Here is a 14,998-nt window from a genome sequence, read left to right on the forward strand (position 1 = left end):
TCGCAAGCCCCTTGAGCGCCAGCATAGGCGCCCCTTGAACACCTTGACCGTGTGAGTACGCTATGGAACCCGGAAACGCCCAGCTGTCGATGACTGTATTGATGACCCCGGACATGGCCAACTTCTCTGGCAACGTACACGGCGGCACATTGCTCAAGTACCTGGACGAAGTGGCCTACGCGTGTGCCAGTCGCTACGCCGGGCGCTATGTGGTGACGCTGTCGGTAGACCAGGTGATTTTCCGTGAGCCGGTGCATGTCGGCGAACTGGTGACCTTTCTCGCCTCGGTCAATTACACCGGCAACACGTCCATGGAGGTGGGCATCAAGGTGGTCACCGAAAATATCCGCGAGCGCTCGGTACGTCATTCCAACAGCTGCTTCTTCACCATGGTTGCCGTGGACGACAATCGCAAGCCCGCCAGCGTCCCGCCCCTGGAGCCCGAATCGGCCGATGCCAAGCGACGTTTCATCCAGGCGCAGCAACGCCGCCAGATTCGTCAGGAACTGGAAAAGCGTTATCAGGACATCAAGGAAGAAGCGTTGTAAGAGGCAGACTCGGGCACGGATGCCCGAGTCGTCGATGGCAGCCGGGCTTACAGACGCACGGCGTCGAACCTGACCCGCGGATGCGCAATACGATCCTGAGCACGCACCAGTTCCAGCTCGTAGCTGCCACAGGCCTGGGTTTCCAGCAGCACTTCGTGGACTGCGGCCGCAGCGAACTCGAACGCGGCAACCAGATCGTCGCCCAGCAGCACACGCGACAGAAACAACCCGGAGGTCAGGTCGCCCACGCCGACCGGCTGCCGCGGAAACGCCAGTAACGGCCGACGCAGGTGCCAGCTGGCCTCGGCGGTGACCAGCAGCATTTCAAAACCATCGGCGGCCTTGCCGGGGTAATCGAGGTGTTTCACCACAACCGCTCTGGGACCACGCGCCAGCAAGGCCCGCGCCATCGCCAGGCAGTCGTGTAGTGATTCGGGCTTGCGCCCCGAGAAGCTGTCCAGTTCCAGTTGATTGGGGCACATGAAGTCCGCCATGGCCGCCGCTTCCTGCAGCAGGAAATCACTGACTTCGGGCGCTACGATGCAGCCTTTTTCAGGATGGCCCATCACCGGGTCGCACAGGTACAGCGCTTTCGGATTGGCCGCCTTGATGCGTGCCACGCCCGTGAGAATCGCCCTGCCCTGCGCCGCACTGCCCAGATACCCCGACAGCACCGCGTCGCAGTTGCCCAGCTCGCCGATGGCGGCAATCCCGTCGATCAGCGCAGGAATCTGTTGCGGGGCCAGTACTTCGCCGGTCCACTGCTTGTACTGCGTGTGGTTGGAGAACTGCACCGTGTTGAGCGGCCAGACGTTGACCCCGATACGCTGCATCGGGAACACCGCTGCGCTGTTGCCGGCGTGGCCGAATACCACATGGGACTGGATGGCGAGCAAATGAGGCGTACGTTTCATGGGGGGCGGAATCCTGAACACGATGCAAATGCAATAATGAGAAATATAAGTCGCGCAGTATGGCTGTAAATCACTCAGGACAGTTAAGCTGACGACTCCTACGCTGGAGCACTCTGTCATGCTGACCCTGGGAAACATCTTCGTGCTGATGCTGTTCGCGAGCGCCGCGGCCTGGTGGTGGCACGCCCATGGTCTGCGCGAAAAGGCGCTGGCACGCGTCAAGCAGCACTGCGCACGCCTTGAGCTGCAACTGCTGGACGACGCGGTTGCCCTGCGCCGCCTTACCTTTGCCCGCGACGCTCAGGGCCGCAAACGTCTGGCCCGCGTGTATGGCTTCGAGTTCACGGTGACCGGCGAGCAACGTCACCCAGGCACGATCACAATGTTCGGCGCGCACACGGCGCAAATCGAACTGGCGCCCTACCCGTTTGAAATCAAAACACCACCGCCCAGCGCTGAAGTTATTCAGATGAGCGAATGGCGTCAATCGCATCAGAAATGGAAGCAGTAGCCGCGCACGGCTCTCGTTGCGGCGATTCAGCGCTCATGTCCATGCGTAAACCTGACTGACTAGCGTGCCAATGCTCCGCGTTGGCATGCCGTTCCGGACACTCTGCGTTCGGCCCTCAGTTGCCTACTGGCACCAGTCACGCCAGACACTCCGCCATCTGCGCCTGCAACTTATCCCCATCCTGCGCTGTGGAAAAGATCAATTCCAGGCGTGAGTCCTGACGCCATTCGCTGATTTGCCAGGCCAACGGGGCCCCGTCGACCACGTTGCCGGAATACCAGCCGCCCTCGCTGTGGATAACCATCTTGGCCCGCCGCCACGCAAGGCTTTCCAGCCAGTGCAGAATGCGCTGCAGGTCGAAGCGCTGCGAGGGATGCCAGCGCCAGCCGATGCTCCAGCCGTCAGCACTGACCTGACTCAGACAGATCGGCACTTTACGGTCGGTCCATAGCGCAGGCACGTGGCCGACGCCATTGGGCAGCATCAGCTTATCCACAGCCTGTTTATCCACAGCGGTGCCGCTGGCGAACCCCGGCACGCGGCTCAGGGGCAACTCCCCGTGACGGGTCCAGATCAAGGTGTGCGGCAGCAACCGTTCGGCCAATGCCTGGCGAGAGGCGTCATCCAGTTGCTCGGACTTGTTCATGACCACTAGCCCTGCATGCGCCAGTGCTTCCTGCTGAGTGTTCGGCAACGGTTGTCCGGCGAGCATTGCCTGCGCGTCCAGCACCACCACGCCGGGCTGAACATCCAGCACGCCGCGCCACGGTGCTTCGCGCAATTGCGTCATCAGTTGTGCGGGATGGCCCAGCCCCGAAGGCTCGATCAACAGACGGTCTGGCCGGGCCTTGCGCAATAAACGACCCAGACCGATCTGGAATGGCACGCCATTGACGCAACACAGGCAGCCGCCAGCCACTTCGCCAAGTGCGATACCATCGGCATCCACGGTCAGCAGCGCGGCGTCCAGGCCGATCTGGCCGAACTCGTTGATCAGTATGGCCCAGCGCTCATGGGCAGGTTTCTGCGCCAGCAGGCGCTTGATCAGGCTGGTCTTGCCGGCGCCCAGCGGGCCACCGATGACATGCGTCGGTATGTTTTGCAGCATGGAATCACTTTTGGCGAATGCGTGGTTCATTGAAGAGCAAGGAAGGATAACGATGCAAGTAATCCGGCTGTCTGCCCGCCTGGCGTTGATGCTGCTGACGGTGTCTTCCAGTTCGGCATGGGCTGAAGCGTGTCTGGTCCACAGCCAGGCCGAAAGGCTCGACGTGAAGGTATGCCAGGAAAATATCAACATCCCGGCAAACCTGTTTCACGACAGCTTCTGCCAGCCGCAACTGGCCGGGCAGAAGACCGAGACCAGCTACTCGCAACAATGCCCGACAGGTGCGTTCGGTGTCTGCCGCAATGCGCAGGTTGCCAATATGCCGTATCGCGAGCACATCCACTATTACGGCGTCGCCGGTGACGCGCTGTACCTCAAGCCCTTCTGCGAAGGCCAGAGCAAGGGGCAGTGGATTACCCCTGACTGACCTCAGGCCAGCCAGTCCAGCGTCAGAATCAACCTGCGCTCGTTGCGCAGCAATTGCGGCGAGCGATGGATCAGGCCGAAACCTTCATTGCCGTGCCAGCGCTCGCCCTTGAGCAGCGCCACTTCACCACTATTGATCTGCTGGATATGGGCAGCGTCCGTCGGCTCGGCGTCCAGACGCCCCAGTTGTTTGCGATCCATCACCCCTTCATGCAGCCACTGACTGCCAACCCCGCCGTAAGTGGTGATGAGACGTACCGGCACGTGGTCGACATGGAAGCGCGGGCACATGGCCTTGTCGAGCACCCGCAGGCGCAGGCCAACGCATTCGGCGCCCAGCAGGCAGGCATAGGCGCCTACCAGCCAGGAAACGTCGGCAACGAACCCCTGATAGCCCTGCAGATCGGAATAGCCCGATGCCAGCGTGCTCAAGTCAGGCTCGACCTCACCGCCCTGCACTTCCAGGGTCATGGACTCGGCTAGAGGCTCGTCCATCGACAGGAGCAAGGCACCGAAATCCTCTATGTGCGCAGGCAATTGACGCTGCCAGAGCGCAAGGTTGACGCCGTCCTGCAGAATCTCGCCCAACACGTCGGGCGTAACACCCTGCGCCTGCCGGACTGCGGTTTCAGGTTTAAAACGATAAGCCAGCATCAGGCGGCCACCTCTTCGTACCAATCGCCAAACGGATCGGCCAGCGCACGCCAACGCTCGACACCCGCCGCCATCTCCGCATCAGTGAGCAGGCAGTTGTCCAGCTCGGCGGTCAGCCGCGCAAAATCGATATTCTGGCCGATGAACACCAGCTCCTGCCGACAGTCGCCGGTTTCACTCGTCCAGTTCTCCAGAATGGATTTGACGCTTTCCTTGTCCTCGGGCCAGCTTTCGCGGTTCACGAAACGCCACCAGCGCCCGGCAAAGCCGTGGCGCATCAAGCCGCCTGCCTGCGACCAGCTGCCCGCATCCTTGTACTTGCTGGCCAGCCAGAAGAAGCCTTTTGAGCGCAGCAGCTTGCCGTTACTCCAGGGGCGATTGATGAAATCGAAAAAACGCTCCGGATGAAACGGACGGCGAGCGCGATAGGCGGTTGACGCAATGCCGTATTCTTCGGTTTCCGGCGTGTGTTCGCCGCGCATTTCCTTGAGCCAGCCCGGTGCCTGGGAAGCGCGCTGGAAGTCGAAACGCCCGGTGTTGAGAATCGTCGTCAACGACACCTGGCCCATCACCATCGGCACAATCTCGGCCTCCGGGTTGAGGCGCTTGAGGATCGCCATCAGCTCTTCACGTTCACTGGAGCTGATCAGATCAATCTTGCTGAGCAGGATGACGTCGGCAAACTCGATCTGCTCGATCAGCAGGTCGGTGATAGAGCGATCATCGTCTTCACCCAAGGTTTCACCGCGTGTGGACAAGCCGTCCGCCGCCTCGTAATCAAGCAGGAAGTTCACGCCATCGACTACGGTGACCATGGTGTCCAGGCGTGCCAGGTCCATCAGGCTTTTGCCAGCCTCGTCGCGAAACGTGAAGGTTTCAGCCACGGGCAGCGGTTCGGAGATTCCTGTGGATTCGATCAATAAGTAATCAAAGCGACCGTCCTGAGCCAGGCGGCTGACCTCTTCGAGCAGATCCTCGCGCAGGGTGCAGCAGATGCAGCCATTGCTCATCTCGATCAGCTTTTCTTCGGCACGGTTCAGGCTAACATCACGCTGAACTTCGCTGCCGTCGATGTTGATCTCGCTCATGTCGTTGACGATCACCGCAACCCGCAGGTTTTCACGGTTGCGCAGCACATAATTGAGTAGAGTGCTTTTACCGGCCCCGAGAAAGCCGGACAGGACGGTAACGGGTAGAAGATTTGTCATCAGGATTCTCCAGGCAGCTGCAAGGTTTGAACCTTGTTCATGTCGGCTACGACGAATCCCTCAGGCAGCCAACTCTAATCACAACAGGATGTTATATTATAACAACCCGAAATAGCTATGGCCTTGGCGAAGGGATCTTCATGAGACAGGTTTTAACAGGTTTGCTGGCAATGCTGATCAGCGTGCATTTGATGGCTGCACCACCAAGACCCTCCGCCGATCTCGCCACCTGCACGCGCAGCGCGACGCTGCTGGCGTGCAGCGATGCTCAAGGCAATAGCTACAGCGTGGCCACCGCCGGATCAACGACCTGGTTGAAGGGGTACGAGGTACTCGACAAGCGCCGCTGGGCGCAGACCAACAACCGCTATGGCCAGTTGACGTTTTTTACCGGGCTGGCGTCTGATGGCGAGGCTTGGGTAGGCACTGTGCAGCGTGTGGGCTGGACGACAATCACCCGGGTATCCAGCTCAAGCGGCACGCGCAGCAAGATCACCTGCAGCCGCTTGAACGGCTGCCGATGAGCCGATCAGACCGGCTGTTCCTGCTTCTGCGCCTGCAGCCAGGCCATGTGCGAGTCGACTGGCGGGTTACGCTGGAAATAGCGCTGCAAGCCTTCGAACAGCCCATCGGCAACGGCCTGTTGATGACGCGCAGTGACCAGGCGCTGGCTGTCGCGGCTGTTGGAGATGAAGCCGGTCTCGACCAGAATCGACGGCACATCGGGTGATTTGAGAACGGCAAACCCGGCCTGTTCAACGCGCTTCTGATGCAGCGTGGTGATGCCTTCGAGGCTGCCCAGAACGGTGTGGCCCAATTGCAGACTGGCTGCAATGGTGGCGTTCATCGACATGTCGAGAATCACCCCGGCAAGCATCGGGTCCTTGTCTTTCAGGTTGAGCAGCGACGTGGCACCCAGCAAGTCAGCGCCGTTTTCCCGCTGAGCCATGAAGCGCGCTGTTGCAGACGTTGCACCGCCTTCGGAAAGGGCAAACACCGAAGCACCCGATGCCGTCAGACGAGGCGCAGCATCGGCGTGCACGGAGATGAACATGTCGGCGTTGGACTTGTGCGCGAACTCGACGCGCTTGCGCAGCGGTACGAAAAAGTCATCGTTGCGCACCAGACGTACGTCGAAGCCCTTCTCACGCTTCAAGCGTCTGGCCAGCAACTGAGCAATGGACAACACCACATCTTTTTCGCGTTCACCCCGCGACCCTACCGCGCCAGGATCCTTGCCGCCATGACCGGCATCGACCACCACCATGATGTCGCGTCCGGTGTGCGCCTTGTTGGTCGGGATCGGCACAGGTACCGGCGGCGGCAGCTCAGCCATCTGCACAGGCGCATGGGCCGTGGAACTCATGTCCAGCACCAGTCGATGCCCCTGACCGCCTTCCGGGCCGAGCAGGAAACTGTTGAGCTGTACCGGGGCGGTGAGGTCCAGCACGATGCGTGTGTCGTCACCCTGGCCGTAGTGCCCGGAACGAATCGATTTTATGACGGTACGGTCCAGCGCCAACTGACTGAAGTCGCCGGTCAGCCGCGAACCGCTGACGTCGATGATCAGGCGGTCGGGGGCTGTCAGTGTGAAGGTTTTGTATTGCACCGGGCCGCTCAGGTCGAGGACCAGTCGCAGCTTGTCGTTGGTACGCCAAAGGCGGGCGTTACGAATCTGCGTGGCGTAGGCACCCAACGGCAACGTCAGGGCCGCGCTGGCCAGCAGCATGTTGAGCAACACTTGGCGTCGGTGCATGGAACGTCTCAAAGAGCAAATTGAGCATCCCGGCTCACGAAGGGTTCATCCACATCATTAGTAACAATATAACATGCAGTTACGGACGAAAGATGAGGCCCTTCATGAAGATTAAGTCATCTGAAACGCTGTCAGAGGCGACAAAAAATCATCACCCCTACGCAGCGTGTTCCACGTGGAACATAACTGTCTGAATTTGATCAGGTACGCGGGGCGACGTTGCCACATTGCGGCCCCAGCCACACTGCGCGGGTGTCCATGCTGCCGTTCTGCTGCTGGCCGGTGGCATTGAATGTGCCGACAACGTTGGTGGTGAACTCGCGATCACTCAGGAACTGCGCCTGCCCGGTGCCCTTGGCTTTCGGGCAGCTGAACTGGAAGTTCCAGGTCTTGCCGTTGCGCGCAGTGATCTTCTGCGTGCATCCGGATGCCGGGTCAGTCAGCGGAATGTCGTCCGACTGCACCTGCGCCTGAGTCAGGCAAGCCCTCACTCCTTTGCCGCCAAGGGTGACGCCCTGCTTCTTCATCATCTGTTCCATCATTGCGCGCTGCTCGGGCGGCAGGTTCTGCAGTTGCCCCAGCATCAGCTGCATGTCGGGCAGCTGCTGTCCGTCCACCTTCATATTGCTGGAGGTCAGCTCCCACAAACCCGGTTGCAGCATCTGCGCCTGAGCCAAAGGAGCCGCCAGACAAAACATCCAAGCCAACATGCGTTTGTTCATTTCAAGATTCCTGATCGGGCATTGCGGATGAAAACGAGACTGGAATAATCCAGCCAAAAGATAAACCTTAGACGGCACACAGGACGCCCAGTTGCACCCGGAATTAAATAGCGACATTCCTGTTCAGCTGTGGTCTGTTAGGCAGCAAAGGCGAGGAGCATTGTTCCACATGGATTATCACGACCCGTACTTTTTCGGTTACGTCCTGGGTTTCATTCATTTACTCGGTACCGGCGCCGCCATCCATGCGTTGTTGACAGTGCGTACCTCTCAGGGCGCAATTGCCTGGGCGATGCCGCTGCTGTTCATTCCCTATTTCACCCTGCTGCCTTACCTGGTGTTCGGCCGAAGCTCATTCGACGCGTACATCAAGGCGCGTCGTCAGGCAAACCAGGAAATGCGCATCGCGATCGGCAGTCTCAACTGGCGGCCATGGATCGAGGAAGCAGTCGCAGCGCGTCGATCAGATGCCTATGCAGCGCTGCGTGCAATGCCCAAGCTGGGTAACATGCCGGCGCTGGCCAATAACAAGGTCAGGCTGCTGATCAATGGCGAAGAAACCTTCGGGGCCATTTTTCAGGCCATCCGTGAAGCGAAGAAAACCATTCTGATTCAGTTCTTCATCATTCATGACGACAAACTCGGGCGCGAGCTGCAATCGCTGCTGCTGGAAAAAGCCGCCGAAGGCGTAGCGATCTTTGTACTTTACGATCGCATCGGCAGCCATGCCTTGCCAGGTGCCTATATCGACAAGCTGCGCGACGGTGGCGTGCAGATAAAAGCCTTCGCCACACGCGGCGGCTGGCTCAATCGCTTTCAGATCAACTTCCGCAACCACCGCAAGATCGTCGTCGTCGATGGCCTGAAAGGCTATATGGGCGGTCATAACGTGGGGGACGAATACATGGGCCTGAAGCCGCCGCTGGCTCCATGGCGCGACACTCATGTGCAAGTCATCGGCCCGGTGGTCGCCTGCCTGCAGGAGTCGTTTGCCGAAGACTGGTTCTGGGCCACCCGCGAACTGCCACCGCTCAGCCTGCCTGATGAATTTCCCGAAGACGGTGTGCTGTGCCAGTTGCTGACCAGTGGCCCGGCTGATGCGCAGGAAACCTGCTCGCTGTTCTTCGTTGAAGCCATCCATGCTGCCGAGGAGCGCGTTTGGATCACCAGCCCCTACTTTATACCTGACGAAGCCGTCACCGCTGCGCTGACCCTGGCGGTGTTGCGCGGCGTGGACGTGCGTCTGCTGCTGCCGTCGCGCCCCGACCATTACGTGGTGTACGCCGCTTCAAGTCTGTACGCCTTCGATGCCGTGCGTGCCGGGGTGCGGGTATTCCGCTACGAACCGGGCTTCCTGCATCAGAAGGTCGTCCTGGTCGACAACGAGATTACTGCTATCGGCAGCGCCAACCTCGACAACCGCTCGTTCCGCCTCAATTTCGAACTGATGCTGCTGACGGTCGACAGCGACTTCTCCAGCCAGGTGGAATCCATGCTCACCGCCGACTTCAACCTCGCCCGCGAAATCTCCGTGCAGGAAAGCCACGAAACGCGGCGTCTGCATCAACTGGGTATGCGCGTGGCGCGGCTGATTTCACCGATTCTGTGAGACCTGTGCGCGCTACGCTGCTTGCCTTGGGGGGACTAACGGGACTTCACTGGTAAATATCCTCGCGCGTCAGCGGCAGTCCGGTCTTGCCGTCGGCGAAGGGTTTCACGGCGAGTATCTGGTGCAGGTTGATCCAGCCCTTGGTGAATCCATAGGCGCAGCCTGCAAGGTACAGCCGCCAGATCCGCAGGGTCTGTTCGGGCACGATGCGCGCGGCGTCGTCGAGCCGGGATTCCAGTCGCGCGCTCCAGTGCTCAAGGGTTTTCGCGTAGTGCGGGCGCAGGCTTTCTACGTCGACCACTTCGAGCCCGGCTTCGCTGATATGGGCGCTGATCATGGCCATGTGCGGCAGCTCGCCATTGGGGAAAACGTAGCGGTCGATGAACTCGCCGGCACCACGCCCGACAGGACGACCGTCCGTGTGCCGTGCAGTGATGCCGTGATTCATCACCAGGCCGCCCTCCTTCACCGCGCCGAACAGGCGTTGCGCATACAACGGCAGGTTGGCATGCCCGACGTGCTCGAACATGCCGACACTGACCACCTTGTCGAAGCGCGCATCCTGCGGCAGGTCGCGGTAGTCGAGCAGTTGCAGGTCGACCTTGTCCTGCAGGCCCTCGGCTTGCACCCGTTCGCGGGCCAGCGCCAATTGTTGCTGGCTGAGTGTGATGCCAAAAACCTTCACGCCGTATTCGCGAGCCGCAAAACGCGCCAGCCCGCCCCAGCCGCAGCCGACGTCCAACAGGTACTCACCGCGTTTGAGCCGCAACTTGCGGCACAGGTGGTGGAATTTATCCTGCTGCGCCTGCTCCAGCGATTCGTCGCCGGTCTTGAAGTACGCGCAGGAATAGACCATCTCCCTGTCGAGCCAGAGCTGGTAGAAGTCGTTGGAAACATCGTAGTGATAGGCAATCGACGCCGCGTCAGTGTCCTTGTCATGCTCGACCCGGACCGGATTGCCAGCGCTGTCATCATCGTCCACCAGCGCGTGGGTCAGTTCATCGCAGACCCGGACCACTTCGCTGATTGAACCCTCCAGTTCCAGCCGCCCCTCCACGAACGCGCTGCCAAGAAGGCCCAGACTGGGATGGCTAAAGTCGGAGACCAGTTGCGGATCCTTGACGACTATCGTCACGCTAGGCGCAGGCCCGAGGTCCATCTGATGACCGTCCCAGAGCTTTAGCCGCAACGGCAGATGGAGATTCTGCAGGGTCGTTGGAAGTTGTGTAAGCATTTCAAAATCACCCCCTTATCCAGAAACTCAAAAAAGAGTAATCCAGCAAAGGCCCCGCAAAAGGGCCCGAAAAGGCATTGGCGACGGCAAAATTGCTATGAATCAACTGCGGGGGAACAGCCCTGTGCCCTCTGATTCGAGCCGAGAGTCAGCCTGAATTTGGATCACACAATGAAACATCGCGCTTAATCTGTAACAGAATGCGTCAAAGCTCAAGCCGTTTTGACGCACGGATTATCAGCGAAGACGCGCACTCTGATGCTGCACACCCGCGTCCTCGAGCTTGAGCAAGGGCTCCTGAAAGCGCAGTAAACGTCCAGCGTTGCCCAATACCAACAGGGTGCTCAGATTGTGCAGGATAGCTGCGACCATCGCGCCAGCAGCACCCAGCAGACCAAAGGCGGCCAGTGCCACGATGGCCAGCGTCCAGCCCAGCCCGATGATGACGTTGACCTGCAAGGTATGACGACACTGACGGCTGAGCCGCACACAGGTGCCCAGACGGCGCAGGTCGCTGCCGATCAGCACGATGTCGGCGGACGCCAGCGCGATATCCGCCCCACCCGCGCCCATCGCCACGCCGACTACGCCCGCCTTCAGGGCCAGCGAATCGTTGACCCCGTCGCCCACCACCATCGGCCGGAACCCACTGGATATCTCGCCCATGACGCGGTTGAGTTTGTCTTCAGGCAGCGCCTGCGCCTGAACGTCAGCGATGCCGATATCCTGCGCCAGGTTGTCGGCCACGCTCTGCCGGTCGCCGGTCAACAGCAACTGTCGGCCCAGACCCAGCCCGCGCAATTCGAACAGTGCTGCCTGGGCTTCGGGTTTGACGCTGTCGGCCAACAGCAGCCAGGCCAGAAAAACACCGTCCAGCGACAGCCCTGCCAGCGGGCCGTCATGTACAGGGACGGCAGGCGTGATGATGCCCATCTGCGCGAACAACTCCGGGCGGCCCAGTGCCGCATCGCCCTGCCCGGTCGACGCCACCACCCCCAGGCCCTGACGCTCACGGGTGTCGGTCAGCGGCAGCAATCGGGCGTTATCCACCAGCCCGGCCAAAGCCCGACTGACCGGGTGGCTGCTGGCTGACCCGAGGCTCGCGGCCAGCTCCAGCAATTGTGGATGCTGTGGACCGTCAGCCTGCACGGACTGCAGGCGCAGACGGCCATAGGTCAGGGTGCCGGTCTTGTCCACAACCAGCGAGTTGAGGTCAGCCAGTTCTTCAAGAAACGCCGAACTGCGGATCAGAATCCCGTGCCGTGCCGCGACCGCAATACCTGCAATGGCGGTGGCCGGAGCCGAAAGCACCAGCGCACACGGACAGGCCGCAACCAGCACCGCCAGCATCGCCTGCGCATCCTGAGTGATAAACCAGGTCAGCGCCGCGATCAGCAAGACCAGCACCATGTAACTGCCTGCGTAACGTTCCAGCAGACGCGTGATAGGCGGCTTGGAACGCTCCGCGCTTTGCATCAGCGCGATGACCTTGCCCAGTGTGGACTGGTCGCCGATGCGGGTCACTTCGATGCGCAGCAGGCCGTCCAGGTTGATGGCGCCACCGAACACCTCGACCCCGACACTGGCTTCCAGCGGGACCGATTCGCCGGTGATCGACGACGTATCCAGACTGGCTTGCCCGGACAGCACCCGGCCGTCCGCCGGAACGCGGTCGCCCGCTCGCACTTCCACCTGATCGCCGGCTTTCAGCGTCGCGTTGTCGACCTCGCGCACGCTGCCGTCGGCACCCAGCAAACGCGCCTGGCTGCGGGTCAGGCGGCCCAGCGCTTCGATGGCCTCCTGCGAACCGATCACGCTGCGCTCTTCCAGCACATGGCCGAAGATCATGATGATCGGCAGCAAGGCGGCGGTCATCAGGTCACCGGTGGCCCAGGCACCGAGCATCGCCAGCGCGATCAACTGATCGGTGATGCCGTGCAGGCTCGGATGCCGCAGGCTGTGCCAGCCGGCGCTGATCACCGGTATCGCCACCAACAGTGACGCAGCGCCCAGGAGCAACTGGCTGACACCTTCCTGCTCCGGGGCGAAAAAACGCCAGACCAGTCCCAATCCCAGCAAGCCCAACGCCAGCATTGCGAGGGTCAGTTGTCGGGCTGCACTGCGCTGTTCTGCGCTGCTCAGCAGACTGCCAGGCGCTTGCGGCTGGCTGGCCTCATGGGTGTGAACGGCTTCGCCACTCATTGTGGTGCTCCCTGAATGATCAGGCGGGAATCGTCTTTGGGATCGACCGTGGTCACCGAACCCGCCTGATGCAGAATGGCCGGTACGCGTTCACGGTAGAGGCGTTGCATCAGACCGGGATCGCTGCGGGTTTCGGCTGATTGCGTCAGGCTGACGACCGTTGCGGTGGCTGCCTGCGCCTTGGCCAGACGCTCGGAAGCCTGTGCGTGCGCCACCTGCAGGGTTCGGTCAGCCTGTTGGTTGGCCGTCTGGGTCAGCTTCTCGGCATCAGTGCGCGCGTTGGCCACGGCCTGATCGGCCTGCTGACTGGCTGTCAGCACGGCATTGAACGCATTGACTGCAGAGGTCGGCAGGCTCGACTGCACATCCACCCGAGCGACCTCGACACCGATGCCCGTGCCTGTCGCCTTGAGCTCGGCCAGACGCTGGTTGATGCCGCGCACCAGATCGCCACGCAGCCGTTCACGGCGCTCGGCAGCCTGGCTGTCAGCACCGATCAGCTCGGGCCGGGCAACCAGAATGGTGTCCAGATCCCGCGCCGCAGTCAGCGCTACAGCGCTGCGATTGACCAACCGGTCCAGCGCGGGCAATACATGCTCGCCCTGCAACACAAAGGCAGTGGGATCAGTCACTTTGTAAAACACCGTGACGTCCAGTTGCACCACACCAGCATCGCCGGTCAGCAGAAAACCGGAGCCTGCCAGTGCATCGCTCATGGGGGCAGACAGGGTCGCGACTTCATCGGCTTTCAACGCAGCCGGCGAGCGCAGCAGGGTTTCCACGCGCCGTTCGATCACCCGATCAGCCGAGGGCAGCAGCACCACCTGTTCGAACGGCTGCGGCCAGGCAATCAGCAGCCCCGCGTTCTGAACCCGTTTGATCGCGCCGAAGTGCATGACCACTGCGCGGTTCTGTGGATCGATCTGGCGTACGTTGGACGTCGCCCAGGCAAGCGCGGCAAGCAGGGTCACGCCATATAACCCAAGAAATGCCAGACGACTGGCCTGCAACCAGGGGCTGGTTGACGGAGGGCGCGGCGCCACGGCTTCGTCGAGCGGCTGGCTCATGGCTGCGTTCCGCTCTTGCCATCCAGCGTCGGCGGGCCGTCCACCAGCACGCGGAACGGTGCGGCGTCGGTACGAAGTATCAGACGCGTGCCGGGCGTCACGATGGTGCCCAGCGTGTCCAGCGAGCGCAGCAGGTTGTAGAGCTGCGGCGAGCCCGCATAGGCACGGCCATAGATCTGCGCGGCTTCGACCCGCGACTGTGCTTCGATATCGGCCGCCTTGACCGTGGCATCGGCTTCGACAATCCGTGCGTCGCGCTCGGCGGCCGAACGAATCTGCGCTGCCTCGCGCTTGCCCACGGCAGTTCGCTCGGTGGCGATGGTCTCGCGCTCGGCGCGCATGCGGTCCACGGTTGCGTTGAGCGTCACCGACGGCAGGGTCAGCCGTTCAACGCCGACCTGCAGGACACGCACGCCGTAAGTGGCCAGCAGTTGCTGATCGATCTGCTGACGCAGCTGATTTTCGAAGGCGGTGATATTCACCTTGCTGGCGTCGGTGTTCACCAGGCTGGAGAGGTCGAAACTGCTCGCCGTGGTCTCCAGCGCAGAGCCGACAAAGGTGCGGATCTGCCGCGCCGCCTCGTCGGGCTGGTTCTGTACCGCGCGCATGAAGCGCTGTACGTTGTCGGCGTCGCCCTGCACCTGCCACGCCACGTAGGCCTGAACGATGATGCGCAAGCCATCGCGGGTGCCGACGTCCTGCAGGCCGCTGGAGGTGGTTCGCAGGCGCAGGTCCACCGGGATGGTCGCCTCGAAGGGTGCCGGCCAGCGCCAGTTGAGGCCCGGCTCCAGCAGTACGCGGGACGGGTTGCCAAAGCGCGTGACGACGGTCGCCTCTCCCGAACGCACCTGCACCAGGCTCGCTGCCGCAATCGCAAACGCGATCAGCACCGCCGCCAGGCTTGCCCGTCGCCAGGGGAACGCGGCCGGGCCGGTCGCGCCATGATGATGGTGGTGATGACCGTGGCCGCCATGGCCGTGACTGTCATGGCTATCGTGGTCGGCGTGATCGTGATGATGATGGAACAGACTCAAGGGAC

At 61.4% G+C, this 14,998-nt stretch carries 15 protein-coding genes; 5 read left to right on the top strand and 10 right to left on the bottom strand.

Annotated features, from left to right (window positions below; all coding sequences use genetic code 11):
• Window positions 1–62: 62 nt before the first annotated feature.
• Complete coding sequence (locus BLR20_RS22775; protein WP_003316052.1) at window positions 63–548, top strand: acyl-CoA thioesterase; 486 nt, start codon at window positions 63–65, stop codon at window positions 546–548.
• A gap of 47 nt (window positions 549–595) precedes the next feature.
• Here the strand turns inward: BLR20_RS22775 and pdxY are convergent, their stop codons facing one another.
• Window positions 596–1,462 (bottom strand): pyridoxal kinase PdxY, encoded by an 867-nt coding sequence (pdxY, locus tag BLR20_RS22780; protein ID WP_010434070.1) that lies wholly within the window; start codon window positions 1,460–1,462, stop codon window positions 596–598.
• A gap of 118 nt (window positions 1,463–1,580) precedes the next feature.
• Here pdxY and BLR20_RS22785 point away from each other — a divergent pair, with 118 nt between their 5' ends.
• Window positions 1,581–1,973 carry a DUF3301 domain-containing protein gene (locus BLR20_RS22785; RefSeq protein ID WP_010434068.1) on the top strand — a complete coding sequence of 131 codons (393 nt, stop codon included), beginning with the start codon at window positions 1,581–1,583 and terminating at the stop codon, window positions 1,971–1,973.
• Window positions 1,974–2,109: 136 nt separating this feature from the next.
• Here the strand turns inward: BLR20_RS22785 and BLR20_RS22790 are convergent, their stop codons facing one another.
• Window positions 2,110–3,081 carry a CobW family GTP-binding protein gene (locus BLR20_RS22790; RefSeq protein ID WP_054993406.1) on the bottom strand — a complete coding sequence of 324 codons (972 nt, stop codon included), beginning with the start codon at window positions 3,079–3,081 and terminating at the stop codon, window positions 2,110–2,112.
• A gap of 52 nt (window positions 3,082–3,133) precedes the next feature.
• On the opposite strand from BLR20_RS22790, the gene BLR20_RS22795 reads away from it, so the two are divergent.
• Window positions 3,134–3,508, top strand: a complete 375-nt coding sequence (locus BLR20_RS22795) for a hypothetical protein (protein WP_054993359.1) — start codon at window positions 3,134–3,136, stop codon at window positions 3,506–3,508.
• A gap of 2 nt (window positions 3,509–3,510) precedes the next feature.
• Here the strand turns inward: BLR20_RS22795 and BLR20_RS22800 are convergent, their stop codons facing one another.
• Together BLR20_RS22800 and zigA are read right to left on the bottom strand one after the other, a co-directional pair.
• On the bottom strand, window positions 3,511–4,161 hold the full coding sequence (locus BLR20_RS22800) for a DUF1826 domain-containing protein (RefSeq protein WP_054993360.1): 651 nt from the start codon (window positions 4,159–4,161) through the stop codon (window positions 3,511–3,513).
• Complete coding sequence (gene zigA, locus BLR20_RS22805; RefSeq protein ID WP_054993361.1) at window positions 4,161–5,369, bottom strand: zinc metallochaperone GTPase ZigA; 1,209 nt, start codon at window positions 5,367–5,369, stop codon at window positions 4,161–4,163. The genes BLR20_RS22800 and zigA overlap by 1 nt, the downstream gene beginning before the upstream one ends.
• 140 nt (window positions 5,370–5,509) lie before the next feature.
• Between zigA and BLR20_RS22810 the strand changes: the two genes are divergently transcribed.
• Window positions 5,510–5,893 (top strand): hypothetical protein, encoded by a 384-nt coding sequence (locus BLR20_RS22810; protein ID WP_054993362.1) that lies wholly within the window; start codon window positions 5,510–5,512, stop codon window positions 5,891–5,893.
• Between the two features lie 5 nt (window positions 5,894–5,898).
• Here BLR20_RS22810 and BLR20_RS22815 read toward each other — a convergent pair whose 3' ends face one another.
• Together BLR20_RS22815 and BLR20_RS22820 are read right to left on the bottom strand one after the other, a co-directional pair.
• The gene (locus tag BLR20_RS22815) at window positions 5,899–7,125 is read right to left on the bottom strand and encodes an N-acetylmuramoyl-L-alanine amidase (RefSeq protein WP_025991014.1); all 1,227 of its coding nucleotides are present in this window, start codon (window positions 7,123–7,125) and stop codon (window positions 5,899–5,901) included.
• 200 nt (window positions 7,126–7,325) lie between these two features.
• Window positions 7,326–7,847 (bottom strand): DUF3617 domain-containing protein, encoded by a 522-nt coding sequence (locus BLR20_RS22820; protein ID WP_003316040.1) that lies wholly within the window; start codon window positions 7,845–7,847, stop codon window positions 7,326–7,328.
• A 169-nt stretch (window positions 7,848–8,016) separates the two neighbouring features.
• On the opposite strand from BLR20_RS22820, the gene cls reads away from it, so the two are divergent.
• The gene (gene cls / locus BLR20_RS22825; protein WP_010434046.1) at window positions 8,017–9,456 is read left to right on the top strand and encodes a cardiolipin synthase; all 1,440 of its coding nucleotides are present in this window, start codon (window positions 8,017–8,019) and stop codon (window positions 9,454–9,456) included.
• Window positions 9,457–9,502: 46 nt separating this feature from the next.
• Here the strand turns inward: cls and cfaB are convergent, their stop codons facing one another.
• The 4 genes from cfaB to hflC form a co-directional block, all read right to left on the bottom strand.
• A complete protein-coding gene (cfaB, locus tag BLR20_RS22830) occupies window positions 9,503–10,690 on the bottom strand; it encodes a C17 cyclopropane fatty acid synthase CfaB (protein WP_054993363.1) in 1,188 nt (395 codons plus the stop codon).
• A gap of 237 nt (window positions 10,691–10,927) precedes the next feature.
• The gene (locus BLR20_RS22835) at window positions 10,928–12,892 is read right to left on the bottom strand and encodes a heavy metal translocating P-type ATPase (protein ID WP_054993364.1); all 1,965 of its coding nucleotides are present in this window, start codon (window positions 12,890–12,892) and stop codon (window positions 10,928–10,930) included.
• Complete coding sequence (gene hflK, locus BLR20_RS22840) at window positions 12,889–13,959, bottom strand: protease modulator HflK (RefSeq protein ID WP_054993365.1); 1,071 nt, start codon at window positions 13,957–13,959, stop codon at window positions 12,889–12,891. The genes BLR20_RS22835 and hflK overlap by 4 nt, the downstream gene beginning before the upstream one ends.
• Window positions 13,956–14,993, bottom strand: coding sequence for a protease modulator HflC (hflC, locus tag BLR20_RS22845; RefSeq protein ID WP_010434035.1), 1,038 nt, complete (start codon window positions 14,991–14,993; stop codon window positions 13,956–13,958). Before hflC ends, hflK begins: the two co-directional genes overlap by 4 nt.
• Window positions 14,994–14,998: the final 5 nt, after the last annotated feature.

This window comes from Pseudomonas congelans (assembly GCF_900103225.1).
GTDB classification, from domain to species: domain Bacteria; phylum Pseudomonadota; class Gammaproteobacteria; order Pseudomonadales; family Pseudomonadaceae; genus Aquipseudomonas; species Aquipseudomonas congelans.